The 23541-nt window shown below is 59.6% G+C and carries 22 protein-coding genes; 13 read left to right on the top strand and 9 right to left on the bottom strand.

Annotated features, from left to right (window positions below; translation table 11 throughout):
- A partial coding sequence (locus PMI37_RS24830; protein WP_008086255.1) for a retention module-containing protein occupies window positions 1-1811 on the bottom strand: 1811 nt, incomplete at its 3' end.
- A gap of 533 nt (window positions 1812-2344) precedes the next feature.
- On the opposite strand from PMI37_RS24830, the gene PMI37_RS24825 reads away from it, so the two are divergent.
- The 3 genes from PMI37_RS24825 to PMI37_RS24815 all read left to right on the top strand — a co-directional run bounded on the left by PMI37_RS24825 (window position 2345) and on the right by PMI37_RS24815 (window position 7834).
- The gene (locus tag PMI37_RS24825) at window positions 2345-3703 is read left to right on the top strand and encodes a TolC family outer membrane protein (protein WP_008086253.1); all 1359 of its coding nucleotides are present in this window, start codon (window positions 2345-2347) and stop codon (window positions 3701-3703) included.
- A 173-nt stretch (window positions 3704-3876) separates the two neighbouring features.
- Complete coding sequence (locus PMI37_RS24820; protein WP_008086251.1) at window positions 3877-6036, top strand: type I secretion system permease/ATPase; 2160 nt, start codon at window positions 3877-3879, stop codon at window positions 6034-6036.
- Window positions 6037-6472: 436 nt separating this feature from the next.
- A complete protein-coding gene (locus tag PMI37_RS24815; protein ID WP_008086249.1) occupies window positions 6473-7834 on the top strand; it encodes an HlyD family type I secretion periplasmic adaptor subunit in 1362 nt (453 codons plus the stop codon).
- Between the two features lie 144 nt (window positions 7835-7978).
- Here the strand turns inward: PMI37_RS24815 and PMI37_RS24810 are convergent, their stop codons facing one another.
- Both PMI37_RS24810 and PMI37_RS24805 read right to left on the bottom strand, forming a co-directional pair.
- Window positions 7979-8575 carry a tRNA-uridine aminocarboxypropyltransferase gene (locus tag PMI37_RS24810; RefSeq protein WP_008086247.1) on the bottom strand — a complete coding sequence of 199 codons (597 nt, stop codon included), beginning with the start codon at window positions 8573-8575 and terminating at the stop codon, window positions 7979-7981.
- Window positions 8576-8593: 18 nt separating this feature from the next.
- A complete protein-coding gene (locus tag PMI37_RS24805; protein ID WP_007956593.1) occupies window positions 8594-9487 on the bottom strand; it encodes a LysR family transcriptional regulator in 894 nt (297 codons plus the stop codon).
- 293 nt (window positions 9488-9780) lie between these two features.
- Between PMI37_RS24805 and speB the strand changes: the two genes are divergently transcribed.
- From speB to PMI37_RS24775, 6 genes are all read left to right on the top strand, one after another.
- Window positions 9781-10731 carry an agmatinase gene (gene speB / locus PMI37_RS24800; RefSeq protein WP_008086245.1) on the top strand — a complete coding sequence of 317 codons (951 nt, stop codon included), beginning with the start codon at window positions 9781-9783 and terminating at the stop codon, window positions 10729-10731.
- Between the two features lie 10 nt (window positions 10732-10741).
- A complete protein-coding gene (locus tag PMI37_RS24795) occupies window positions 10742-11164 on the top strand; it encodes a YybH family protein (RefSeq protein ID WP_008086242.1) in 423 nt (140 codons plus the stop codon).
- Window positions 11165-11219: 55 nt separating this feature from the next.
- Complete coding sequence (locus PMI37_RS24790; RefSeq protein WP_008086240.1) at window positions 11220-12722, top strand: purine-cytosine permease family protein; 1503 nt, start codon at window positions 11220-11222, stop codon at window positions 12720-12722.
- A 153-nt stretch (window positions 12723-12875) separates the two neighbouring features.
- Window positions 12876-14255 carry a sodium:solute symporter gene (locus PMI37_RS24785; RefSeq protein WP_008086238.1) on the top strand — a complete coding sequence of 460 codons (1380 nt, stop codon included), beginning with the start codon at window positions 12876-12878 and terminating at the stop codon, window positions 14253-14255.
- An 85-nt stretch (window positions 14256-14340) separates the two neighbouring features.
- The gene (locus PMI37_RS24780) at window positions 14341-15066 is read left to right on the top strand and encodes an MBL fold metallo-hydrolase (RefSeq protein ID WP_008086235.1); all 726 of its coding nucleotides are present in this window, start codon (window positions 14341-14343) and stop codon (window positions 15064-15066) included.
- Between the two features lie 43 nt (window positions 15067-15109).
- On the top strand, window positions 15110-15358 hold the full coding sequence (locus tag PMI37_RS24775) for a hypothetical protein (protein WP_008086233.1): 249 nt from the start codon (window positions 15110-15112) through the stop codon (window positions 15356-15358).
- A gap of 70 nt (window positions 15359-15428) precedes the next feature.
- On the opposite strand, the gene PMI37_RS32385 is transcribed toward PMI37_RS24775, so the two are convergent.
- Both PMI37_RS32385 and ptrR read right to left on the bottom strand, forming a co-directional pair.
- The gene (locus PMI37_RS32385) at window positions 15429-15557 is read right to left on the bottom strand and encodes a PA1414 family protein (RefSeq protein WP_003184145.1); all 129 of its coding nucleotides are present in this window, start codon (window positions 15555-15557) and stop codon (window positions 15429-15431) included.
- A 142-nt stretch (window positions 15558-15699) separates the two neighbouring features.
- The gene (gene ptrR / locus PMI37_RS24770; protein WP_008086231.1) at window positions 15700-16593 is read right to left on the bottom strand and encodes a putrescine utilization regulator PtrR; all 894 of its coding nucleotides are present in this window, start codon (window positions 16591-16593) and stop codon (window positions 15700-15702) included.
- A gap of 104 nt (window positions 16594-16697) precedes the next feature.
- Here ptrR and PMI37_RS24765 point away from each other — a divergent pair, with 104 nt between their 5' ends.
- Window positions 16698-17879 carry an MFS transporter gene (locus PMI37_RS24765; RefSeq protein ID WP_008086229.1) on the top strand — a complete coding sequence of 394 codons (1182 nt, stop codon included), beginning with the start codon at window positions 16698-16700 and terminating at the stop codon, window positions 17877-17879.
- On the opposite strand, the gene PMI37_RS24760 is transcribed toward PMI37_RS24765, so the two are convergent.
- The 3 genes from PMI37_RS24760 to PMI37_RS24750 all read right to left on the bottom strand — a co-directional run bounded on the left by PMI37_RS24760 (window position 17824) and on the right by PMI37_RS24750 (window position 20377).
- Window positions 17824-18792 (bottom strand): DMT family transporter, encoded by a 969-nt coding sequence (locus tag PMI37_RS24760; RefSeq protein ID WP_443216829.1) that lies wholly within the window; start codon window positions 18790-18792, stop codon window positions 17824-17826. The genes PMI37_RS24765 and PMI37_RS24760 overlap by 56 nt on opposite strands.
- Window positions 18793-19023: 231 nt before the next feature.
- Complete coding sequence (locus tag PMI37_RS24755; RefSeq protein WP_008086225.1) at window positions 19024-19425, bottom strand: DUF2177 family protein; 402 nt, start codon at window positions 19423-19425, stop codon at window positions 19024-19026.
- A gap of 115 nt (window positions 19426-19540) precedes the next feature.
- On the bottom strand, window positions 19541-20377 hold the full coding sequence (locus PMI37_RS24750; protein WP_008086223.1) for a CvfB family protein: 837 nt from the start codon (window positions 20375-20377) through the stop codon (window positions 19541-19543).
- 341 nt (window positions 20378-20718) lie between these two features.
- Between PMI37_RS24750 and PMI37_RS24745 the strand changes: the two genes are divergently transcribed.
- The 3 genes from PMI37_RS24745 (at window position 20719) to PMI37_RS24735 (ending at window position 22789) form a co-directional block, all read left to right on the top strand.
- Window positions 20719-20907, top strand: a complete 189-nt coding sequence (locus tag PMI37_RS24745) for a hypothetical protein (RefSeq protein WP_016985943.1) — start codon at window positions 20719-20721, stop codon at window positions 20905-20907.
- 218 nt (window positions 20908-21125) lie between these two features.
- Complete coding sequence (locus PMI37_RS24740) at window positions 21126-21842, top strand: TorF family putative porin (protein WP_008086221.1); 717 nt, start codon at window positions 21126-21128, stop codon at window positions 21840-21842.
- A 77-nt stretch (window positions 21843-21919) separates the two neighbouring features.
- Entirely contained in the window at window positions 21920-22789 is an 870-nt protein-coding gene (locus PMI37_RS24735) for a DUF6279 family lipoprotein (RefSeq protein WP_008086219.1), read from the top strand.
- 128 nt (window positions 22790-22917) lie between these two features.
- Here PMI37_RS24735 and PMI37_RS24730 read toward each other — a convergent pair whose 3' ends face one another.
- Window positions 22918-23310 (bottom strand): hypothetical protein, encoded by a 393-nt coding sequence (locus PMI37_RS24730; protein WP_008086217.1) that lies wholly within the window; start codon window positions 23308-23310, stop codon window positions 22918-22920.
- Between the last annotated feature and the right edge of the window lie 231 nt (window positions 23311-23541).

Genomic DNA, 23541 nt, shown 5'->3' with positions numbered 1-23541 from the left:
TTGGTCAGCACGTTGCCGGTCAGGGTCAGTTGAGTTTCCGAAGCGGTGGTTGTGTTGCTGTCATCGACGGCTTTGGGCAGGTCATCGACGATGTTCACATCGAGGGTGGCGTTGGCAGTGGTGCCGTTGTCATCGACCACGGTGACGGCGAATTGCTCAGGCAGGTTGTTCGCGCCATTGGCGGTCGGGTGTGCTTCGTTATCGACCAGGGTGTAGCTGTAGCTGACCACGCCAGTGGTGGCATTGAAACCGGTGATCGTCAGTGTGCTGCCCAGCGGTGTGGTGATCGATTGCGGAAAGCCTGCGGCCACACCGTTGGTGACCACGGCAATGCCACCGACGGTCAGCGTGGTGACGCCGTCCAGTGCGGTGATGGTGAACGTGCCGCTTTGGGTCAATGCGGTGGAGTCCGGCGCACTGCCGTCACTGAGGTTTTTTTCGTAGACGGTCAGCTCGCCGCCTTCAACGTTCAAGCCGTTGATGATCACCGGGTCGTCGTTGTTGTGAATCTGCAAAACCAGGTTAGCCGTGCTTTTGTCGCCGTCGGCATCGGTGAGGGTGTAGGTGAAGGTCTCGGTGCCGTTACCGCCGCCGTGCAGGTTCTTGAAGTCGGCGTCATTGGTATTCAGCGTGTAGGTGTACGTGCCGTTGGCGTTGAGCACGAGGGTGCCGTATGTGCCGGTAAAGGTGCCCGGCGTGATCGGCCCGGCATTGGGGCCGGTGGGCACGCGGTCGGCGCCTTGCACGTCGTTGGTCAGGACGTTGCCGGTCAGTGTCAGTAACGTTTCGGAAGCCGTGCCATTGTTGTCGTCGATCGCCCGAGGCACGTCGTCGGTGATGTTGACGTCAAGCGTGCCGGTGGCCGTGTCGCCATTGTTGTCGCCGGCAATCACGGTGAATTGTTCGCTGAGGTTATTGGCGCCATCGCCGGCGGCGTGGGTTTCGTTGCCGTTGAGGGTGTAGCTGTAGCTGACCGCGCCAGTCGCCGGGTTGTAGCCGGTAATGGTCAGGGTGTTGCCCAGTTGCGTGGTGATCGATTGCGGGAAACCGATCGGCACACCCGCGACGATGACGTTGATGCCGCCGATGCTCAGACTGCTCAAGCCATCCGGAGCCGAGACCGTAAAACTGCCGCTCTGCGTCAGTGCAAACGGGTTGGCCGCCGAACCGTCAGGCAGGTTGGCCTCATTGAGGTTCAACTCGCCGCCCGGCACGGCAAGGCCGTCGATGATCACCGGATTGTTGACCACCAGCGGCGGTGGCGGAGTAACCGGCGTGACAGTGTCATCGCCGTTGTCCACCACGGCGTCAAACCGATAGTCAGGAAACTCAGGAATACCGCCGAACCCGGCAGTGGGGAACCCGATGATCGGGTCAACCCGGCCGCCAACTTCTGTCAGCAGAACAAAACTGTGGCCGCCGCCCAACTCACCCGGCGCGCCGCCAGGCGCATTGGGGCCAGCGGCAGTCGCTTCAGCGGTTTTGGTGGGGTCGTCACCGGCAGCGATGGCTTTCTGGATTTGCTCGACATCGGTCAGTTGCGCTTCGCTGGGGGTCTGAGCCTCTGGCGCGTTCACATGTGCCGCCTGATCAGCGAGCAACTGGCCGGTCATGGTCAGGCTGCTGTCGCGACCGAGAGTGAGTTCCTGGCCGTTTTGCAGATGGACGGCAACGGCGCCTTCGGCCCCGGTGATCAGTTGATCGCCGGCATACAGGCGATCCCCTTCAACCAGTGCGCGTTTGCTGCCGTCGGCGGCCTGGGCGAATACCTGACCAATGACTTTAGTGACTGTACCGATGAGCGTTGCCATGTGAATTCCTCCGCTGCTGACCACCGTCAGCACTGGTTCGCGAAGCAGCCCATGGCTCAATCGGGTTGCCGGGGGCGACGCTCGCACCCTCGACAGTTCGTTTCGCGGGGGTTATTTGAAGAGAAATCCAAGCGCTATCAAGCACTTGCACCGCCCGTTTCAAACAGCCCGCCCACTAACGCTACGTAACGGCGGTGAATCACCCGAGTGACAAAAATCTGTCGCTCATCAGCCGCTACGCGTCCCTCCCCTTCAGCAGTACTTCGCCGTATGTCGCAAAGTGAGTGGAACTTTCCTCAAGCCTTTTTGAGCTCCCTAAAGCGCATAAAACAAAGGCTTTCGTGCTGAACAATGTGCCGGATTTTACAAAGCGCATAAGTTTTTTTCGGCATAAGCCTTATGAAAAATTTTTCTTAGCTACGCTCTAGGATGTTCTTAGCTCTGTTGTTACAAGAGTGAAACGCTTAGACCTAAAAATATCGTCAAATATTTGGCGACAGTAACACACCATCAGGACTCAGGGAGATGCACCCATGCGCGTTCTAACCCCCCTCTGCAGCGCGGTTTTGCTGGCCATGGCTTGCACTTCTCAAGCCCAGGCGATGAACCTCACCGAGGCGATCCAAAGCACCATCGCCACCCACCCGGAACTGGCCTCGCGCGTGGACGCCCGCCTGTCGGCAGATGAACAAATCAAAGTCGCCAAGGGCGGCTTCTATCCGTCCGTCGATTTGAACGCCGCGTACGGTCGCGGCTACAGCGACAACACCAACACCCGCGCCTTCGGCAATCACGACACGCGAATTCTCAATTACACCCAGTCCGAGCTGCGCCTGCGGCAGATGCTGTTCGACGGTTTCAACACCGCCAATGAGGTTGAGCGCACCAAAGGCGTGTCGAACTCACGCGCGTACTACGCGCAAGGCACTGCCCAGGATCTGGCCCTGCGCACCATCGAGGTCTACCTCGAAGTGCTCAAACGTCGCGAACTGGTGACCCTGGCCCGCAACAACCTGCAGGCGCACTTGCGCGTCAACGACCAGATCGGCCTGCGCACCGAGCGAGGTGTTGGCAGCACCGCCGACTCCGATCAATCGGTCGCCCGTAAAGCGCTGGCGCAGAACAACCTCGACACCGCCGAAGTCGACCTGTCTGACGCCGAAGCCAACTTCTACAGCGTGGTCGGACGCATGCCCGACGAGCTGGAAACCCCAGCCTCGACCCGCGGCGAACTGCCGACCGAATTGCGTGAAGCGCAACAGAGCATGGTCGACAACAACCCGTACCTGAAGTCCGCCCAGGCTGACGTGCAATCGGCGGAGAGCCAGTACGAAGTCGCCAAATCACCGTTCTACCCGCGCTTCGATGCCGAAGCAGCGGTCGGTGCGAACAATAACGTGCAAGGCGATGAAGGCCACGACAACGAATGGCGCGTGGGTGTGGTGATGAACTACAACCTGTTCCGGGGCGGCAGCGACAAGGCGCGCCTGGCCTCCGATGCGCACCAGATCAATCAGGCGATGGACATCCGCAACAACGCCCTGCGTCAGCTCAACGAGAACATTCGTCTGGCCTGGAACGCCATGGTCAACGCGAAGAAACAGACCCCGACCGCCCGCGAATACGCCGAAACCACCAAGCGTGTACGCGCCGCCTATCAGGATCAGTTCGGCCTTGGCCAACGCACCCTGCTCGACTTGCTCGACAGTGAAAACGAGCTGTACAACGCCAACCGTCGCTACACCGAAATCCGCTACACCGAGGAATATTCGATGTACCGCGTGCTGGCGAACATGGGCCAGTTGCTGAGCAAACAACGGGTGGTGCTGCCGGCCGATGCGATCGCGTCCAGCGAAGTCAAAAACGAAGCCCGCCTTCCCGAACTGAAATAACCAACTCCCTGTAGGCGCTGCCGCAGGCTGCGATGTTTTGACGTTGTTTTTTACGATCAAGATCAAAAGATCGCAGCCTGCGGCAGCTCCTACACGTGATTGGGGTGATAGACGATCAAGCGTTCCGTTCAGTTTTGTGTAGCCAGTGCCACCGTTTCACGGGAGCGATCAATATGACCAGCATGGAACCCGGCCATTCCGGGATCGATCCGCGGCTGAGCTTCGATGATCCGTTACTCGACGGTCTGTTGATCCTCTGCAAACTGCATGGCGCGACGGTCAGCCGTGCCAGCCTGAGTGCCGGGCTACCGCTGAACAAACAACGCCTGAGCCTGGACCTCCTGCCGCGCGCCGCCGCCCGGGCCGGGTTGCAGGCGCGCATTCTGCGCCGTGATCTGAAAGATATTTCACCGCTCAACCTGCCGATCCTGTTGTTGCTCAACGACGGCCGCACCGCTGTGTTGCGGCGTTTCGGCGACGACGGCAAAGCGCTGATCCTGCCCAGCGAAGCCGATGGCGGCGAGCAATGGGTCAGCCGTGAAGAACTCACTGAACACTACAGCGGCCAGGCCTTGTTCGCCCGTCCGCGCCACGAACTCGAAGACCTCCGTTCACCGCTGGTGCCGCGTGTGCACGCGTGGTTTCGCGACACATTGAAGCTGTCGAAATGGCTCTATAGCGACGCGATCCTCGCCAGTTTCCTGATCAACCTGTTAGGTCTGATGGTGCCGCTGTTCGTCATGCAGACGTATGACCGCGTGGTGCCGAACCAGGCGACGTCGACCCTGTGGGTGCTGTCGATCGGGCTGCTGATCGGCACCGGTTTCGAACTGGTGCTACGGGTGGTGCGCGCGCACTTGCTCGACACCGCCGGCAAGAAAACCGATGTGATCCTTTCCGCGACGCTGTTCGAGCGCATCACCGGCATGTCGATGAAGGCGCGGCCGGCGACCATCGGCGGTTTCGCCCAGAGCATTCATGACTTCCAGGGACTGCGCGAATTTCTCACCGCCGTCACCTTGACCAGCCTGATCGACCTGCCTTTCGTGGTGCTGATGCTGGTGGTGATCGGATTGCTTGGAGGCTGGCTGGTGGTGATTCCGCTGCTGGCGTTTCCGATCACCATCATCTTCGCCCTGGTGATCCAGGTGCGCCTGCGCGACACCGTGCAGAAAAGCCTGAGCCTCGGTGCCGAACGTCAGGCGGTGTTGATCGAAACCCTCGGTGGCCTGGAAACCCTCAAGGCCTGCAGCGCCGAAAGCGAGCGCCAGCACAAATGGGAAAGCACCCACGGCGCCCTCACCCGCCTCGACAGCCATGCGCGTAACTTGTCGGCGCTGGCCACCAACGGCACGTTGTTCATTCAGCAATTCTCGGGGATGGCGACGATTGTTGCCGGGGTCTACAGCATCATCGCTGGTAACCTCAGCGTCGGTGCGCTGGTCGCCAGTTACATGCTCGGCAGCCGCGTGCTTGCGCCGCTGGGGCAGATCGCCGGGCTGATCACCCGTTATCAGCAAGCACAACTGACCATGAAAAGCACCGACGCGCTGATGTCGTTGCCGCAGGAGCGCGACGGCAAACAGCGGCCGCTGGAACGCACGCAACTGCAAGGCGCGCTGGACGTCAGTGGCGTGACGTTCCATTACAACGGGCAGAATGCGCCGGCGCTGAGCAATGTCAGTTTCAGCCTGAAACCCGGTGAACGGGTCGGCATCATTGGTCGCAGCGGTTCGGGCAAAAGTACCCTGGCGCGGCTGGTGATGGGCTTCTATGAACCGGAAGAAGGCCAGTTGCTGCTCGACGGCCTCGACTTGCGGCAACTGGATGTCGCCGACCTGCGCCAGCAGATCGGTTACGTCGCCCATGACCTGCCGCTGCTGGCCGGCAGCCTGCGTGACAACCTCACGCTCGGTGCTCGCTACATCAGCGATTCACGGATGCTTGAAGTGGCCGAACTGACCGGCGTCACCGAGCTTGCCCGCCAGCATCCACAAGGCTTCGACCGGCCGGTTGGCGAGCGCGGGCAATTGCTCTCCGGCGGCCAGCGACAGGCGGTGTTGCTCGCACGATCCTTGTTGCTCGATCCGCCGATCATGCTGCTCGACGAACCCACCAGCGCCATGGACAACAGCAGCGAAGACCAACTGCGGCAGAAGCTGCACGAATGGGTCCAGGGCAAAACCCTGCTGCTGGTCACGCACCGCACCTCGATGCTGAGCCTGGTGGACCGGCTGCTGGTACTGGACAACGGCCGGGTCGTCGCCGACGGCCCGAAAGAAGCGGTCATCGATGCACTGCGCAAGGGCCGCGTCGGCTCGGCGGCGGTGTAGATGCTGACCCACAATTTATGGCTTTCACAAAAAAGTGCCCTGCACAAAAACCTGTGCCTACACAAAACCTGTGGTTTGCACAAAACCTGTGCCTTACACAAAACCTGTGGTTTGCACAAAACCTGTGGCGAGGGGATTTATCCCCGATTGGGTGCGCAGCGCCCATGAGTTTTTTGGGGCTGCTGCGCAACCCATCGGGGATAAATCCCCTCACCACAGGAAAGCTTTTTGGCCTCAGGAATTTTCTGTGGTCACCAGAGAAGTTCTCTGAACACAGGAAAGCTTTTTGGCCACAGGCATTTTCTGTGGCCACCAGGGAAGTTCTCTGAACACAGGAAGTTCTCTGGGCACAGGAAGGTTCTGTGGCCAAGGGGAAGTTCTCTGGCCACTGATGGATCATCCAGTTTGATGTTTCTTAACTGAGGGGTATCGCCCCATGTCGGCATCTTCAGATAGCAAATCACGCGGCTACTTCGACAGTTTCGGCAAAAGTGCCGAAGCCGAGTTCATGCCGGAAACCGCTGGCGCCTCGTTGCAGGATTCGCCGCGCTGGTCGCGGATCACCGTGTGGCTGGCGGCAGGGTTGCTGATCAGCGCGCTGGTCTGGGCCAAGTTCGCCGTGCTCGAAGAAGTGACCATGGGCGAAGGCAAGGCGATTCCGTCGAGCAAGATTCAGGTGATCCAGAACCTTGAGGGCGGCATCGTCACTGAAATTTTCGTGCGCGAAGGTCAGATGGTGAACAAGGGCGATACGCTGCTGCGCCTGGATGACACGCGCTTTCGCTCGAACAAGGGTGAGAGCGAAGCCGATCGTTATGCGTTGACGGCACAGGTCGAACGGCTGTCAGCGGAGGCCGAGGGTCGGCCGTTCAAGCTCTCCGATGAAGTGATCGCCAAGGCGCCGCAAGTCGCCGAAGACGAGCGTTCGCTGTACGAACAACGCCAGCGCCGCTTGGCCAGCGAGCAACGCACCCTCAGCGAACAACTGCGGCAGAAGACCCAGGAACTCGCGGAGTTTCGCTCCAAGCAAGGTCAGTTCAGCTCCAGCCTGGCGTTGCTGCAGCAGGAAATGAACATGTCCGAACCGCTGGTAAAAACCGGTGCAGTGTCACCGGTTGAAATCCTCCGGCTCAAGCGCAGTGCGGTAGAAATCCGAGGCTCATTGAACGCGACAACGCTGGCGATTCCCCGCGCCGAATCAGCGATTGCCGAGATCCGCAGCAAGATCGACGAGTCGGAGCAAACCTTCCGCTCGGAAGCGGCGAAAGAACTGAATGAGAAACGCACCGACCTGTCGAAAATCACCGCCACCAGCATCGCCATTGACGACCGCGTCACCCGCACTACCGTGACCTCACCGGTGCATGGGGTGATCAAGCAATTAAAGGTCAACACTATCGGCGGCGTGGTCCAGCCGGGCAGTGACATGGTCGAAATCGTACCGCTGGAAGACAACTTGCTGATCGAGGCCAAGGTGCGTCCGCAGGACGTAGCGTTCCTGCATCCGGGGCAGAAAGCCATGGTCAAGTTCAGTGCTTATGACTACACGATTTACGGCGGGCTGAGCGCCAAGCTTGAGTTGATCGGGGCTGACACGATCACTGATGACAAGGGCAACAGTTTTTACCTGATTCAGGTGCGCACCGATAAAAACCATTTGGGCGGGGATGTAAAACCGTTGCTGATCATCCCGGGGATGGTGGCAACGGTGGACATTATTACCGGCGAGAAAAGCGTGCTGGATTACCTGCTCAAACCGGTGCTGAAAGCGCGGACCGAGGCGATGCGCGAACGCTAGAGATATCCGGATTTTGTGGTGAATTGACTGGCGTCATCGCTGGCAAGCCAGCTCCCACAGTGTCCGTGTCGGCCACAAAACCTATGAACACCTCAGAACCTGTGGGAGCTGGCTTGCCAGCGATGGGGCCAGCAATAACAGCGACTATTTTTCAGCATGATTACGCTGGAAGGTCTCCTCCCCCATCGCCGCAATCTGCCCCTCGATCAACGCCTCGAACGGCTTGAGCAACGGCTCGAATGACGCCGACGGCTCCAGCGTCTGCAACGCCTGCACAATCGCCTCAATCGTCGACAACGCCCCCGGCCCCGGTGCCTTGCGCAAGCGATAGCGCGACACGCCGCCCTCGGCCAGCGTCACCCGTGGCAACGCCGCCAGCAGCGGATTGAGGTGGAGCATCTTGCGCGCCTTGCGCCAGGTGCCGTCCGGGACTACCAGCAACAGCGGCTCATCAGATTCGCCATAAGCCTGCATCGGCTGCGCATCCTCCGCCGGAAATAACAGCCGCGCCCGATATCCCGGTTGATTCAGCAACGCCGGCAAATCCTCGAACACCTCGCCAACGACCAGCTCGGCATTGCTCAACCCCAACGCCGCCAGCCGCGCGGTATTCAACGCATGATTGACCTCGCTCGGATGCTGCAACAGCAACACCCGCGTGCGGCTGTCGAGACTGGGGATCAGCGGGCACAGGCAATGGGTTTGTGGGCGCAGGCAGCGCGGGCATTGAGGTCTGGACATACTTCTTGTTCCTCCAAGCTAAGCCTGATTGAGCTGTGCTTTGAGCAAATCGCGGAAGGTCTGGATCAGCGGCTCACGGCTGCGGCCCCGGCGCATGATCATCGAGAACGGCGCCTGATAACCGAAGGTCGCCGGCAGCAAAACCCGCAAATCACCCTTGTCGGCCCAGGCCTGAGCATAGTGCTCCGGCAAGTAACCGATGTAGGCGCCGGACAGCACCAGAATCAGCTGCGCTTCCATACTTTCCACGGTCGCGGCGCTGTGTTTGAAACCGTGCCGGGCCAGTTCCGCCTGGCTCCAGTAACCACGTCCGACCATGCGTTGCTGGGTGATGACTTGCTCGGGGATGCGCCGCTCGTTGAATAACGGATGGCGGCTGCTGCAATACAACCAATGTTGTTCGCGGTACAGCGGCATGTAGACCAGGCCGCTCATGCGCGTGGAGAACGCACCGATGGCCAGGTCGAGGCGGTTGTCCTGCACGCCCAATTGCAGTTCATACGGGCTCATCACCGACAAATGCAAATGCACCGCCGGGTGTTCCTGACTGTAGGCGCCAATGGCTTCGGCGAAGGGCAAGGCCTTGTCGCTGACCGTGGAGTCGATCACGCCGAGGTTGAGCGTGCCGCGCAATTCACCCTTGAGCGCAGCGGCGTATTGCTCGAAACCTTCGAGTTCGGCGAGCAGGCGCAAGGTTTCCTGATGGAACAGTTCGCCCTTGCTGGTCAGGCTGAAGCCGCCGCGCCCGCGATGGCACAGCACCAGGCCGAGCGCGGCTTCGAGCTGGCTCATGTAGGTGCTGATCGCCGAGGTCGACAGGTTGAGTTCCTGCTGCGCATTGGCAAAACCCTGATGACGCACGACGCTGACGAAGATGCGCAAAAGTTTCAGGTCGGGTAAAGCGTTGGCCATAAGAAGTCCACACATCATCCAATGTAGGAGCTGCCGAAGGCTGCGATCTTTTAATCCTGATCTTGAAAAAGATCAAAAGATCGCAGCCTTCGGCAGCTCCTACAGGGGGTTCATCGATGGCAACGAGTCTATCCCGGGCCTCGGCATTAGTTTAGAAAAATCTGAACTAAGTTTTTGCCCGTAGCGATTCTTTCGCCGCACTACATTTCGCATCATCGGCCCCACAGCGGCGTCCGAACCTTTGCTGAACGGCGCGCCGATATAAATAAAACAAAGACGATGAGGCCTTACCCGTGGACAAGATTCTTCACCAACCACTGGGCGGCAACGAAATGCCGCGCTTCGGCGGCATCGCCACCATGCTCCGACTCCCCCATGTACCGACCGCTGCCGGCCTGGACGCTGCCTTTGTTGGCGTGCCACTGGACATCGGTACTTCGCTGCGCCCCGGCACCCGCTTCGGGCCACGCGATATCCGCACCGAATCGGTGATGATCCGCCCTTACAACATGGCCACCGGCGCTGCGCCGTTCGACTCGCTGGCCGTGGCCGACATCGGTGACGTGGCGATCAACACCTTCAACCTGCTCGACGCCGTGCGCATCATCGAAGAAGCCTACGACAACATCCTCGAGCACAACGTGATCCCGATGACCCTGGGTGGCGACCACACCATCACCCTGCCGATCCTGCGTGCGATTCATAAAAAGCACGGCAAGGTCGGTCTGGTGCACATCGATGCCCACGCTGACGTCAACGATCACATGTTCGGCGAGAAAATCGCCCACGGCACCACCTTCCGTCGCGCTGTCGAAGAAGGTCTGCTGGATTGCGATCGCGTCGTGCAGATCGGTCTGCGCGCCCAGGGTTACACCGCTGACGACTTCAACTGGAGCCGCGATCAGGGCTTCCGCGTGGTTCAGGCCGAAGAGTGCTGGCACAAGTCGCTGGCACCGCTGATGGCCGAAGTGCGCGAAAAAGTCGGCGGCGGTCCGGTGTATCTGAGCTTCGACATCGACGGCATCGACCCGGCCTGGGCACCTGGCACCGGCACCCCGGAAATCGGTGGTCTGACGACCATTCAGGCGATTGAAATCGTCCGTGGCTGCCAAGGCCTCGACCTGATCGGTTGCGATCTGGTAGAAGTCTCGCCCGCTTACGACACCACCGGCAACACCTCGCTGCTGGCCGCCAACCTGCTGTACGAAATGCTCTGCGTACTGCCTGGCGTGGTCCATCGCTGAGGGTCGGGTCATGAACGAACGTGATCAGGTTTTGCAAGCGGCCGCCGAACTGGTGTCCGCGTTTGCCCGTAACGATCGCGAAGCTTATTTCGGCGCGTTCAGCGCCGATGCAAGTTTCGTCTTCTACACCCTCGAACAGCCGCTGCTGTCGCGCGATGCCTATCAGGCGTTGTGGGACAGCTGGCGCGCCGAGGATGGCTTCGAGGTGCTTGCGTGCACCTCGAGCAACGCCTTCGTCAGCCTGCAAGGTGACGTGGCGATTTTCATCCATGACGTGGCCACCGAGCTGCGCATGCAAGGGGAGCAACACTTCAGCCAGGAGCGCGAGACGATTGTTTTCAAGAAACAAACGTCGAGCCTAGAACAACAAGGCCATTGGCTGGCCTGCCACGAACATTTGTCCGCAATGCCGGAAGGGCTGCCATCCCCTTAGCCAAGACAGGTGACGCTCACGCACGATGAGCGCGCCTTTATGATCGGAGCAGATCATGAATAACAACAACAACGACCAAAGCCTTACGCAGATTGAAACCCACGGGGTCGAACAGATCCCGGACCACGAACGCAGCGCAGGCCCGACGGACTTGTTCCGGATGATCTTCGGTGGTTCGAATACCTTTGCCACCGCCGTGCTCGGCAGTTTCCCGGTGCTGTTCGGTCTGTCGTTTCAGGCCGGCGTCTGGGCGATTGTGCTGGGCGTGCTGCTCGGCTCGCTGATCCTCGCACCGATGGGCCTGTTCGGCCCGCTCAACGGCACTAACAACGCCGTGTCGTCCGGTGCGCATTTCGGCGTGCACGGGCGCATCGTCGGTTCGTTCCTGTCGCTGTTGACCGCTATCGCGTTTTTCTCGCTCTCGGTGTGGAGTTCGGGGGATGCGCTGATCGGTGGTGCGAAACGCCTGATCGGCCTGCCGGAAACCGACCTGACTTTGGGCCTGGCCTACGGTCTGTTCGCGATTCTGGTGCTGACCGTGTGCATCTACGGCTTCCGCTTTTTGCTGTGGGTGAACAAGATCGCGGTGTGGAGCGCCAGCCTGTTGTTCCTGCTGGGCATCTTCGCCTTTGCCGGTCCTTTCGATGTGAACTACGCCGGTACGGTGAACCTCGGTCAGCCGGGCTTCTGGGCCGCGTTCATCGGCGCTGCACTGGTGGCGATGAGCAACCCGATTTCCTTCGGCGCGTTCCTCGGCGACTGGTCGCGCTACATCCCGCGTGAAACGTCCAAGCAACGCATCATGGCGGCGGTGGTGCTGTCGCAGATCGCCACGTTCATCCCGTTCCTGTTCGGCCTGACCACCGCGACCATCGTCGCGATCAAGGCGCCGGACTACATCGCGGCGAACAACTATGTCGGTGGTTTGCTCGCGGTGTCGCCGAGCTGGTTCTTCCTGCCGGTGTGCCTGATTGCGGTGATCGGCGGCATGTCCACCGGCACCACCTCGCTGTATGGCACCGGGCTGGACATGTCCAGCGTGTTCCCGCGTGTTCTCTCGCGAGTGAAAGCGACGCTGCTGATCGGCGTGCTGTCGATTGCCTTCATCTTCATCGGGCGCTTTGCGGCGAACCTGGTGCAAAGCGTGTCGACTTTCGCCGTGCTGATCATCACCTGCACCACGCCATGGATGGTGATCATGATCATCGGCCTGTTGGTGCGTCGCGGCTTCTATTGCCCGGATGACCTGCAAGTGTTCACGCGCGGCGAACAGGGCGGACGTTACTGGTTCAGCCACGGCTGGAACTGGCGTGGCCTGGGTGCATGGATCCCGAGCGCGGCGGTTGGCTTGTGCTTCGTCAATTTGCCGGGGCAGTTCGTTGGCCCGCTGGGTGAAATGGCCGGCGGCATCGACATCAGCTTGCCGGTGACCCTCGGCCTGGCCTCGGTGGTGTACCTGACGCTGCTGAGCCTGTTCCCGGAACCGCGCGAAGTGTTCGGCCCGAAGGATGAGCGCAGCCAAGTCATAGAAAAACCTGAACTGCGCCAAGCCGCCTGATTTACGCATGAACCGTAGGAGCAAGGCTTGCCCGCGAAGAACGATAACGCGGTCAGCCTGCTTGACCCTGGCGCGCCCATCGCGGGCAAGCCTTGCTCCTACAGGAAATGATTTTGGCCTCAACATAAAAAAGACAATCGGAGACACGCCATCATGGCTTTGGATTTATTCGTCGTCCTCATCTACGCCGCCGGCATGCTCTTGCTCGGCTACTTCGGCATGCGCAAAGCCAAGACCAACGAGGACTTTCTCGTCGCCGGGCGTAACCTCGGCCCAAGCCTGTACATGGGCACCATGGCCGCGACCGTACTCGGTGGTGCGTCCACCGTCGGCACCGTGCGTCTGGGCTACGTGCACGGCATTTCCGGTTTCTGGCTGTGCGCGGCACTCGGTTGCGGCATCGTCGCGCTGAACCTGTTCCTCGCCAAACCGCTGCTGAAACTGAAGATCTACACCGTTACCCAGGTCCTCGAAAAACGCTACAACCCGATGGCCCGCTCGGCGAGCGCGGCAATCATGCTGGCCTACGCACTGATGATCGGCGTGACCTCGATCCTGGCGATCGGCACCGTCCTGCAAGTGCTGTTTGACCTGCCATTCTGGGTTTCGGTACTCGTCGGTGGTGGCGTCGTGGTGATCTACTCGGCGATCGGCGGCATGTGGTCGCTGACCCTCACCGACATCGTCCAGTTCATCATCAAGACCGTGGGCCTGATGTTCATCCTGTTGCCGATCTGCCTGTACCGCGTTGGCGGTTGGGACGAGCTGGTGCTGAAACTGCCGGCCACTGCCTTCAGCTTCACCACCATCGGCTGGGACACGATCATCACCTACTTCATGATCTACTTCTTCGGCATCCTGATCGGTCAGGACATCTGGCAACGGGTATTCACCGTCAAGACCGCGAAAGTCGCGCAATACGCCGGCAGCATCGCGGGCATCTACTGCATCGTCTACGGCCTCGCCTGCGCGCTGATCGGCATGGCCGCTCACGTGCTGATCCCGGATCTGGACAACGTCAACAACGCCTTCGCCGCCATCGTCAAACTGTCGCTGCCAGACGGCATCCGGGGTCTGGTGATCGCTGCGGCACTCGCTGCGATGATGTCCACCGCCAGCGCCGGCCTGCTCGCCGCTGCCACCACCATCACCGAAGACCTGCTGCCGAAACTGCGCGGCGGCAAACAGTCGAGCCTGGCCATCAACCGCCTGTTCACCCTGCTGACCGGTATGCTCGTGCTAGGCATCGCGTTGGTAGTGAACGATGTCATCAGCGCGCTGACCCTCGCCTATAACCTGTTGGTGGGCGGCATGCTGATCCCGCTGATCGGTGCGATCTTCTGGAAACGCGCGACCACCGCCGGCGCCATCGCCAGCATGGGTCTGGGTTTTGCCACCGCGCTGCTGTTCATGTTCAAGGACGGTCTGGACGCGAACACGCCGATCTACTACAGCCTGGCTGTGGGTCTGATCAGTTTCGTGGTGGTCAGCCTGGTCTCCCCTCGCCCGGCAACCGTGGCGAGCGCGATCTAAGCTTTGATGTAACGACTTGATGCTTTCTTCGACGGGTGTGGCGTCGGTTGCCACACCCGTTTTTTTCGTCTGGAGAAAAGTGAATATGAAGATCGTTTCGCGCGATCAGTGGTTTGAAGTGCAGCACTTGAGCGATGGCATTCGGCTGATCCATGAGCCGTATATTCGGCCGTTCTATCGCTGCAACCTGTGGCATGTGCAGGGCCGCGACAAAGACCTGTTGCTCGATAGCGGCTCAGGGCTGGTCAGCCTGCGCGAGCAGTTGCCGTGGATTACCGAGCGGCCACTGGTGGCGGTGGCCAGTCATTGCCATTTCGACCATATCGCCGGGCATCATGAATTTGCTGAACGGCTGGTGCATCGCGCCGAAGCCGCCATCCTCGCCGCGCCGGATGGCGAGAATGATCTGAGCCGAGCCTTTGTCGGCGACGACATGTTCGAAGCGCACCCGGATTGCCCGTTGTGTTACGCCGAATACCGGGTCAAAGCCGCGCCGGCCACCGGGTTTGTCGAGGACGGCGATGTGCTCGATCTGGGCAATCGCACGCTGCAGGTGTTGCACACACCGGGGCATTCGCCGGGCGGAATCAGCTTGTATGAGGCCGCGACTGAAACGCTGTTCAGTGGCGACATCATTTACGACGGGCCGCTGATCGAAGACGCCTACCATTCCAATCTGCAGGATTACGCCGCCAGTCTGCGACGTTTGCAGGCGTTGCCGATCCGCACCGTGCATGGCGGGCATTTCGGCAGTTTTGCCGGGGAGCGTTTGCGTTCGATGATTGACGAATGGTTGCGCGGGCACGCGTGAGGCCTGCTTCACTCAAGCAGAATAACTATCAGAAAGATCTGCCATGAGAAGAGCTGCCGTGCGTGCCGCCGTGCACCGGTTTATTCGGCGTCTGCTGGAAAACCGCGAATTCAATGACCACACCAGCCTGGTGCAATTGGGCCTGGAGAAAGCCGACATTGAGGATTTGATCTTTCATCTGGAAGATGAATTCGGACTGACGGCGTTCACCGCAGAAGAAGACCGCATGCTCAAGACCGCGAAGACCGCGAATGACCTGAGCCGGTTTTTGCTTGAGATTGGCCGGCACTGAAAGCAAAAGATCGCAGCCTTCGGCAGCTCCTACATTGATCCGTGTAGGAGCTGCCGAAGGCATTAATGCACTACCGCCGACGAGGCTGGCGCCGACGCTGTTCGTCGTCCGTGCGGATCGGTACAGGTTGCAGAGGCGGTTCGATCAAGCCGAGGGCAACACCCAAGTCGTGTAGCCAGTTCTGAATTTTCTCTTTCATCGTCATGCCCCCTTCAGGGTGGTGCTGAGCGGCCGGAATTCTGAGGCCGCTTCGCACTGATAATAGTCCGAAGTCCTTCGCAATGCTCGGCCAAATCCGCAATGATCTGTTACTGAATTGAACAGAATTCGCCGACATTGGTTCAGGCGGTTTCGCGGGTGTCGATCTGAGCCGCAGGATAGACCGCCTGCTGCACTTCCACCCAGGCGTTCAAGTTGGCCCCGACCATGCCTTTACGCCACATGAGCCACGTTGTCGCACCCACGAATGGCTCGGCCAGCGGATGCACCGCAACACTGTCACGGCCCGGCAGACTGGCGAGCATCGATTCCGACATCAGTGCCACACCACTGCCGGCAATCACGCAGGCGAGCATGCCCTGATACGACTCGATTTCCATGGCCCGGCCCATCGCCGCGTGGTCGTGCGCAAACCACGCCTCCAGGCGCATGCGGTAGGAGCAGCCGCGGCGAAAGGTGAACACCGAACGCCCTTCGACATCGCGGGCGCTGCGGACCGGCGGATGGTCAATTTCCGTGATCAGCACCAGCCGCTCCTCGCACAACGGCACCCCATCGAGGCCGGCCAACTCCAGCGGGCCATCAACCAGCGCCGCATCAAGACGCCCGGTCAACAGACCTTCGAGCAACTCGCCACTGGGCGCCGACTGCACCTGCAGATTCACTGCCGGATAAGCCTTGTGATAACGCGCCAGCAATGCCGGCAGATGAATCGCCGCCGTGCTGTACATGGTGCCGAGAACAAAATCCCCCGCCGGCTGCCCGCCCATCACTGCCGCACTGGCCTGGTCACGCAAGGCAAACAACTTGCCGGTGTAGTCCAGCAGAACCTTGCCCGCAGGCGACAGTTGCAAGCGCTGGCGCTCACGAACAAACAGCTCGACGCCGAGTTGCTCTTCCAGCTGTTTGAGCCGCGTCGACAGATTCGACGGCACCCGGTGCAGGCGTTCGGCGGCGCGGGTGATCGAGCCTTCCTCGGCCACCGCCTGAAAAATCCGCAGTTGGCTGAATTCCACAAGCTTTCTCCATAACAGAACAAGTTACTCACTATTATTCAATTTTAAAGAAAGTCAATCAGTCCTAGCCTGACGGTAATTGCAGCCCTTACGGAATTCGGACCATGTCCCCCCTTATTCGCTTATCCGCCTGCTTCGTGGCCTTGATGATGGCCATGGGCATCGGGCGTTTCGCCCTCACTCCGCAAATGCCCCACCTGCTCAGCGAAGGTCAGTTTGACCTGACCGCCGCCGGTCTGATTGCGGCGGCCAACTATCTCGGTTACCTGCTCGGTGCGGTCGATGCAATGTTTGCCCATCGCCCGCAGCAGGTGCAGCGACGCCTGCACGGCGGCCTGTGGTTGTGCGTGTTGCTGACGCTCGCATCGTTCTGGGCTGACGGCTTCTGGTCGCACCTGGTGCTGCGTTTTGGCACCGGGGTGGCGAGTGCATGGGTGCTGGTGATGATCACCTCGTTGAGTCAGCCGCTGGCGGCGGCCGCGGGTCGTCCACGTTTGGGCGCGCTGGTTTTTGCCGGGCCGGGTTTGGGGATTTTTCTGACGGGGATATTGGCGTTGGTCTCACATCTGCTGCATCAGACGTCGGCAACGCTTTGGCTGATTTACGCCGCGGCGGCGCTGGTGATGATGCTTGGGGTTTGGCGCGTTTTGCCGCAACCTGCCGCCGCTGCGTCGATAACCCCGGCTCAGGTCAATGCGTCGAATCGCGGTATCGGTCGTCTGGCTGTGATCTATGCGCTGTACGGCGTGGGCTACATCATCCCGGCGACGTTTCTGTCGCAGATGGCCAACGCGCAGTTTCACGGGCAGTGGCAGGCCGATCTGTTCTGGCCGTGCTTTGGTTTGGGGGCTGCGATCGGTGTGGTGCTGGTGAGCTTGCGTCGGCATGATCCCCAGACCACACGGCACTGGCTGGCGGCGACACTGTGGCTGCAAGCGGCCGGGGTGTTTGCCTGCCTGCTGAGCAGCGGATTCGGCCTGGCGCTGGGTGTGATCCTGTGTGGCACACCGTTCCTCGCGTGCATGCAACTGGTCATGCAGCGTTCGCGGGAAATCGCGCCCCTTGCCACGCAGCGCAATGCCGGCCTGCTCACCGCGTGCTTCGCCGTTGGCCAGCTCAGCGGCCCTTTATTGGCAGCACTGAGCAATCATTACAGCGCCAGCCTGCACCCGGCGCTGGTGATTGCCGGCAGCGGTTTGCTGATTGCCGGCGGGTTGGCCCTGCAATCGGTTAGCGCTGGCCGAGCGCTTTGCGCAAACGTCGACGCAGCCACTGCTCGGCGCTGACAAAGGTGATGCCGAGCAACACCAGCACGGCGCCGATGACAAAGTTCAGGCTCAGTTGTTCGCCTAGCAGCAAGACGCCGAAGGTTACGCCAAACAGCGGCGTCATGAACGAGAACACCGCCAGATTGGCCGCCAGATAACGACGCAGCAACCAGAACCAGACCAGGTAACTGAAGAACGACACGACCAATCCCTGGAACAGCACGCTGGCCACCGCCACGGTGGTCAGGCTGACGTGGGTGATCTGACCGCTGAACAGCGCGATCAACAGCAGGCCGAGGAAGCCGACGATCAACTGATAAAACAGGGTCAACGTTACCGGCGCTTCCGACAATCGCGAAGCGCGCACCACTACCGTGGTCGCGCCCCAGCAGGCACCCGCCAACACACCAAAGGCATCGCCCAGAAGCATGCGCCGGTCGAGGTTGTCCCACGACACGCCGCCAGCGAAAGCAATCGCGATGCCGATGAATGCGAGCAGAATCCCCAACCATTGCAACGGTCGCAAGCGCTCGCTGGCCAACAGGAAATGCACGCCCAGCGCGGTGAAAATCGGCGCGGTGTAGAGGAACACCGACATGTGCGCGGCGGTGGTCAGTTGCAGGCCTTCAGCAATGAAGAAGAACTCCAGGCCGAACAACGCACCGGCCAGCAGACCGCCACGCCAGGTAACGCCGACCTGATCCCAGCCGCCCTTCCAGCAGATCAGCAACCCCACCAGCAACGCAGAGATTCCCGAGCGCGCCGCCGCTTGCATCACCGGTGCGATGTCCGGCGCGGCCCACTTGATCATCACCTGCTGCACACCCCAGATCAGGCACAAACCGATCATTACTTGCAGGGCAAAACGGTCGGCATTGCGCCGCTCGACAATCACCGTAACACCTCGAACACACACAACATGGCAGGCCATCCAATGGTCAAAAAACAGTGCCTGGGATTATCAATCAGTCAGACGGAAAAAGGCGTCTGGAAAAGACATTTAGTTCGTCAGAGGCGTCAGCGCTGAATGGCTGTCGGCTGCGCCGCCATTCGCTGGCAAGCCAGCTCCCACAGTGAACGGGTTGCTCACTGATTGTTTGTTCAACACCAAACCCTGTGGGAGCTGGCTTGCCAGCGATGGCGTCAGTTCAATCAACCCTGCTCATGGATCTGAATGCAGTCGTTTAGCCAACAAAAACCCGACGGTACACGCCAGCGCAGTGGCAAACGTCCCCCACGCCCAATCCATCAACGACACTTGCACCGACCACCCGCGCAGCGTCGCCCAATTGGTCAGGTCATACGTGCCATACGCCACCAGCCCCAACAAGGCGCCCATCTTCGCCACCCGCTGCCAGCTCACTGCGGGCAACACCACAAACACCAGACAACCAAAAACATACAGGCAATAAAAAACCGCTGCCGGAACCAGCAGCGGTTTTTCGAGCATCAGCGAACCGAGCAGTTCGCGATAGGTCGGCGCCATCAACAGGCCGAGCCAGATGCCATCCAGCAGCAGAAACGTCACCAGCGTGGCAACGTAAGCCATCAGCGTTCTTTTCATCACACCGCCCTCAATGTAGGAGCTGCCGCAGGCTGCGATCTTTTGATCTTGTCTCCTAAAAGAAACATCAAAAGATCGCAGCCTGCGGCAGCTCCTACATGGGGCCAGCGGTGGCTCAGGTTAGTTCAATGCGATCGGCATGGATGACGATCTTGCCTTCTTTGTACAGCGAGCCGATGGCCTTCTTGAAGTTGCCTTTGCTGACGCCGAACAGGCTGCTGATCAAGGCCGGATCGCTCTTGTCGCTGACCGGCAGCGTGCCGCTGTTGTCGCGCAACTTGGCGAGGATCTTCGAGTTCAGGCTGCTGGCCGCTTCCTGGCCAACCGGTTGCAGGCTCAGGGCAATCTTGCCGTCGGCACGCACTTCCTTGATGTAGCCCTTCTCGCTCATGCCGGCGCGCATGAACTTGAAGATTTCGTTCTTGTGGATCAAACCCCAGTGCTTGTTGTTGATGATCGCCTTGAAGCCCATGTCGGTAGCTTCGGCAACCAGCAGATCAACTTCCTGGCCCTGGCTGTAGTTGGCCGGGGTCTTGTCGAGGTAGCGATCCAGACGCGCCGTGGCGGTGATGCGGCGGGTGTGTTTGTCGAGGTAGACGTGCACCACGCAGTATTCACCGGCGGTCATCTGCCGTTTCTCTTCGGAATACGGCAACAACAGATCTTTCGGCAGGCCCCAATCGAGGAACACGCCGATGCTGTTGACTTCAACAACTTTCAGGCTGGCGAATTCGCCGACCTGAACTTTTGGTTTTTCCGTGGTAGCGAGAAGTTTGTCTTCGCTGTCCAGATATACAAATACGTTGAGCCAGTCTTCATCTTCGCTGGGAATATCTTTAGGGATATAACGGTTGGGCAAAAGAATTTCGCCGTCGGCACCGCCGTCCAGATATAAACCGAAGTTAGTGTGTTTAACCACTTGCAAACTGTTGTAACGCCCGACTAAAGCCATTTCCAGAACCCTCATTGCGTGGGCGGCATTCTACCCGTTTTTGCCGTGAACGTTGGCCGGCAGATCCGTGGATGACAGAAAATCCCGCGCAGCGCTCTGATTTGCCGTGGTCGCGCCTGCTCGGGGCGCCACTCGTCAGTCCAGAGCAGCACCTCGCGGCAAATCGCCACAGTGCGTTTTCTCTTAAATGTTCTTATTTAAAACAGCAGGTTAGACCGATATTTCGAAGATTGAATCGAGAGTAATGCAGCGCGCAGGTTGGTTATTCCGGGGGATATTTACCAAGCAATTGTCAAGTTATTCCTGTACGATGCCTGGCCGAGTTACTTTTCTACAGGTTAATGGCCGCCATGCGTGTAAAAGCATCCACCAGCAAAGCAAAGCCAGCTCCAGCCGTTGAAACCAGCGAATCGATCAACGATCAGATCGCAGCGTTCCTCAAGTCCGGCGGCGAGATCCAGCAAATTGCCAAAGGCGTCAGTGGCCAGACGTTCGGCCCGTCCAAGCAGATCAGCCTGGGCAAAAAGTAATACCCGGTTTTACACCCGTCCAGAGGCGCTTTGAGCTTCGAAGCGTCTGGACTGGCACCGCGCAACACCCCCTCCGTTTTAAACCAACCCATATAGCAAAATTGCAGAAATCGACGAACGGCCATCAATGCCGAGCATTCGCCGGTATCCTTGCACGCGTCTAGATCAAGCGTTTCAGCAGGCCATATGCCCTGCGCTCGCTGTTCATGGAGTGACGCATGCGCAAAACATCCTGTTTATTGCTTGTGAGCCTGCTGGCTGGCACGAGCGCGCACGCCCAGGTTTTCCAGCGTGAACTCGGCGACTTCGACCTCAAGCTCGGCACTACACCCACGCGGAGCATGGCCCAGGGCCTGGTCAAACCTTCGGCAGCCGGTTCATTTCATGGCGGTCTCGATCTGAGCCACGACAGCGGCCTCTACGTCGGCCAGTACGCACCGAGCATGGGCATCACGCCGGGCAAGAATCTGGAAATCGACTCTTACGTCGGCTTCAAGCAGCCTTTTGATCAGACCCTCGGCTATGAAGTCGGGATGATCCACTACAGCTATCCCAGCGTGGAAACCCTCGACAGCCAAGAGCTGTTCGGCGGTCTGACCCTGCTCGGCAGCCGTTTCGGCGTGGCCCTGAGCAACGACCCGGATAAACAGAACAACACCCTGTTTGCCGACCTTGGCGGCAATCAGCCGTTCGGCATCGGTGTCAGCATGAAATACACCACTCACCAATTGAACACACCAGTGGCCGTGGACGGTGGGTACGTCAGCAGTTTCACTGATTGGTCGGTGAAACTGTCCCGGCCGTTCATGGGTGTCGACCTCGACCTGATCTACAGCAATTCCAGCCTCAGCGGCAGCGATTGCTCGGCCTATTCCGGGCACAACAGCCAGTGCGACGGCCTCGTCACCCTCAAGGCCGAACGCGCGTTCTATTGATCGGCTGAACTGCCGCGCGCATCCTGCATCACATAAGAATCAGACTTTCGAAGCCAGGCCATCGCAAGGATTCGCCCATGTCTCGCTGGTTCAAGCACATCGCCGCATTGTTGATCTTCACCCTCGCCCTCGGCGCCTGCAGTCGCGTCGGCCTGGCCTATCGCAACCTCGACGTGATCATTCCGTGGACGCTCAGCGACTATCTGGACATGAACGGCGAGCAAAAGGACTGGTTTAACGAGCGACTCAAAGAGCACCTGAACTGGCATTGCACCACGCAACTGCCAGGTTATCTGGACTGGCTGGATCGTTTACAGAGCATGGTCGAGAGCAACCAGATCACCGACGCCGCGTTGCAGGCGCGCACTGCCGAAGCCAAGCAGGCGATTGCCGAAACGGCGAAGGCAATCACGCCTTCGGCCATCGAGTTGTTGCAAGGCCTGGACGATAAACAAGTGGCCGAGATGAATGACGCGTTTGCCAAGGACCTGCGCAAGCGTCAGCAGGAATACCTCAAACCGCCGCTTGATCAACAGATTGCCGAGCGTGGAGCACGAATGGTCAAACGCCTGAACGACTGGCTGGGGCCGTTGAGCGCTACGCAGGAACAGCGGGTAATGGCGTGGTCGACCGCTCTGGGCGATCAGTACACCCAATGGATCGCCAACCGGGCGCATTGGCAGAAGCAGTTCAGTGCAGCCGTCGCACAGCGTAAAAGCCCCGAATTCCCACAGAGAATCGAGACGCTGCTGGTCAATCGCGAGAGTTTATGGACAGCGGATTACCGCAAGGCCTTCGCCGATACCGAGGCGCAGGGACGCTCGCTGGCGGTTGACCTGATGGCTGAAAGCACGCCGCAACAGCGGCAGCGGTTGTTGAAGAAGATTGAGGGGGTGCGCAAAGATTTCAACGACCTCAAGTGCCTGAAGGCCGCGCAAAAAAACTGAACATACCGAAATCCAATGTAGGAGTGAGCCTGCTCGCGATAACGGACTTCCAGTGACATCAATGTTGACTGGAAGACCGCTATCGCGAGCAGGCTCACTCCTACAGGGTACAGGGGATCTGCGTGAACTCAGGCGATCTGGGCTTTGGAAGCCACTTCATCAAACGTAGCCTCGGCCAGCGGATCCTCCTGCTCATCCAGCACCTGACGCGGATGATCATTACCGGGGATGCTGCTGTCGATCAGGCTCAGCAGGCTGGAACCGCGTGGCGTCAGCACAAAATTGTTTCCGGTGCTGCCCTCTTCATCCGGACGCGGTGCGATGTACCCGCGCAACAGCAGTAACCGTTCATAATCGCAGGCCAGTGTTTTCAGGTGATCAAGGTTCTCGATCGGCTCGCCGGCGCTGGCTTTCTCCGCCGCATAGTCTTCGGCATAAGCCCGTGGGGCAAAGCTGTGGCCCGCACTGTTCTGCACTTCGTGCAGCAAACGTTCAATCAAATCCCAGTTATAAGTCGTCATCCTGATACAACCTCCGGTGCGCGTGATTAGTGGCGCGTTCATAGGTTGTGACCGAAGTCGGCCGTAGCCGTTCAGCCGCATGTTCTACGGCGACCGACCGGCGGTCTGTCGATTTCACTCGGGGTTAAACGACTAGTCTGAAACAGACGGTTTCAACCCCGCAGGAGAAATCATCATGAACGTTGAGAATCATCCAGTGGTGTCGCGCGAAGAATGGCTCCCCCCCCCCCC

Source organism: Pseudomonas sp. GM80, assembly GCF_000282515.1.
GTDB lineage: Bacteria > Pseudomonadota > Gammaproteobacteria > Pseudomonadales > Pseudomonadaceae > Aquipseudomonas.
Note: the sequence above shows the minus strand (reverse complement) of the source record. Positions and strands in the feature narration are given on the sequence as shown.

Bases quoted from the DNA above. Each gene is read 5' to 3' on its own strand.
- PMI37_RS24825 (WP_008086253.1), top strand. From the start codon at position 2,345: ATGCGCGTTCTAACCCCCCTCTGCAGCGCGGTTTTGCTGGCCATGGCT.
- PMI37_RS24820 (WP_008086251.1), top strand. From the start codon at position 3,877: ATGACCAGCATGGAACCCGGCCATTCCGGGATCGATCCGCGGCTGAGC.
- PMI37_RS24815 (WP_008086249.1), top strand. From the start codon at position 6,473: ATGTCGGCATCTTCAGATAGCAAATCACGCGGCTACTTCGACAGTTTC.
- PMI37_RS24810 (WP_008086247.1), bottom strand. From the start codon at position 8,575: ATGTCCAGACCTCAATGCCCGCGCTGCCTGCGCCCACAAACCCATTGC.
- PMI37_RS24805 (WP_007956593.1), bottom strand. From the start codon at position 9,487: ATGGCCAACGCTTTACCCGACCTGAAACTTTTGCGCATCTTCGTCAGC.
- PMI37_RS24795 (WP_008086242.1), top strand. From the start codon at position 10,742: ATGAACGAACGTGATCAGGTTTTGCAAGCGGCCGCCGAACTGGTGTCC.
- PMI37_RS24790 (WP_008086240.1), top strand. From the start codon at position 11,220: ATGAATAACAACAACAACGACCAAAGCCTTACGCAGATTGAAACCCAC.
- PMI37_RS24785 (WP_008086238.1), top strand. From the start codon at position 12,876: ATGGCTTTGGATTTATTCGTCGTCCTCATCTACGCCGCCGGCATGCTC.
- PMI37_RS24780 (WP_008086235.1), top strand. From the start codon at position 14,341: ATGAAGATCGTTTCGCGCGATCAGTGGTTTGAAGTGCAGCACTTGAGC.
- PMI37_RS24775 (WP_008086233.1), top strand. From the start codon at position 15,110: ATGAGAAGAGCTGCCGTGCGTGCCGCCGTGCACCGGTTTATTCGGCGT.
- PMI37_RS32385 (WP_003184145.1), bottom strand. From the start codon at position 15,557: ATGAAAGAGAAAATTCAGAACTGGCTACACGACTTGGGTGTTGCCCTC.
- PMI37_RS24765 (WP_008086229.1), top strand. From the start codon at position 16,698: ATGTCCCCCCTTATTCGCTTATCCGCCTGCTTCGTGGCCTTGATGATG.
- PMI37_RS24760 (WP_443216829.1), bottom strand. From the start codon at position 18,792: ATGGCCTGCCATGTTGTGTGTGTTCGAGGTGTTACGGTGATTGTCGAG.
- PMI37_RS24755 (WP_008086225.1), bottom strand. From the start codon at position 19,425: ATGAAAAGAACGCTGATGGCTTACGTTGCCACGCTGGTGACGTTTCTG.
- PMI37_RS24750 (WP_008086223.1), bottom strand. From the start codon at position 20,377: ATGGCTTTAGTCGGGCGTTACAACAGTTTGCAAGTGGTTAAACACACT.
- PMI37_RS24745 (WP_016985943.1), top strand. From the start codon at position 20,719: ATGGCCGCCATGCGTGTAAAAGCATCCACCAGCAAAGCAAAGCCAGCT.
- PMI37_RS24740 (WP_008086221.1), top strand. From the start codon at position 21,126: ATGCGCAAAACATCCTGTTTATTGCTTGTGAGCCTGCTGGCTGGCACG.
- PMI37_RS24735 (WP_008086219.1), top strand. From the start codon at position 21,920: ATGTCTCGCTGGTTCAAGCACATCGCCGCATTGTTGATCTTCACCCTC.
- PMI37_RS24730 (WP_008086217.1), bottom strand. From the start codon at position 23,310: ATGACGACTTATAACTGGGATTTGATTGAACGTTTGCTGCACGAAGTG.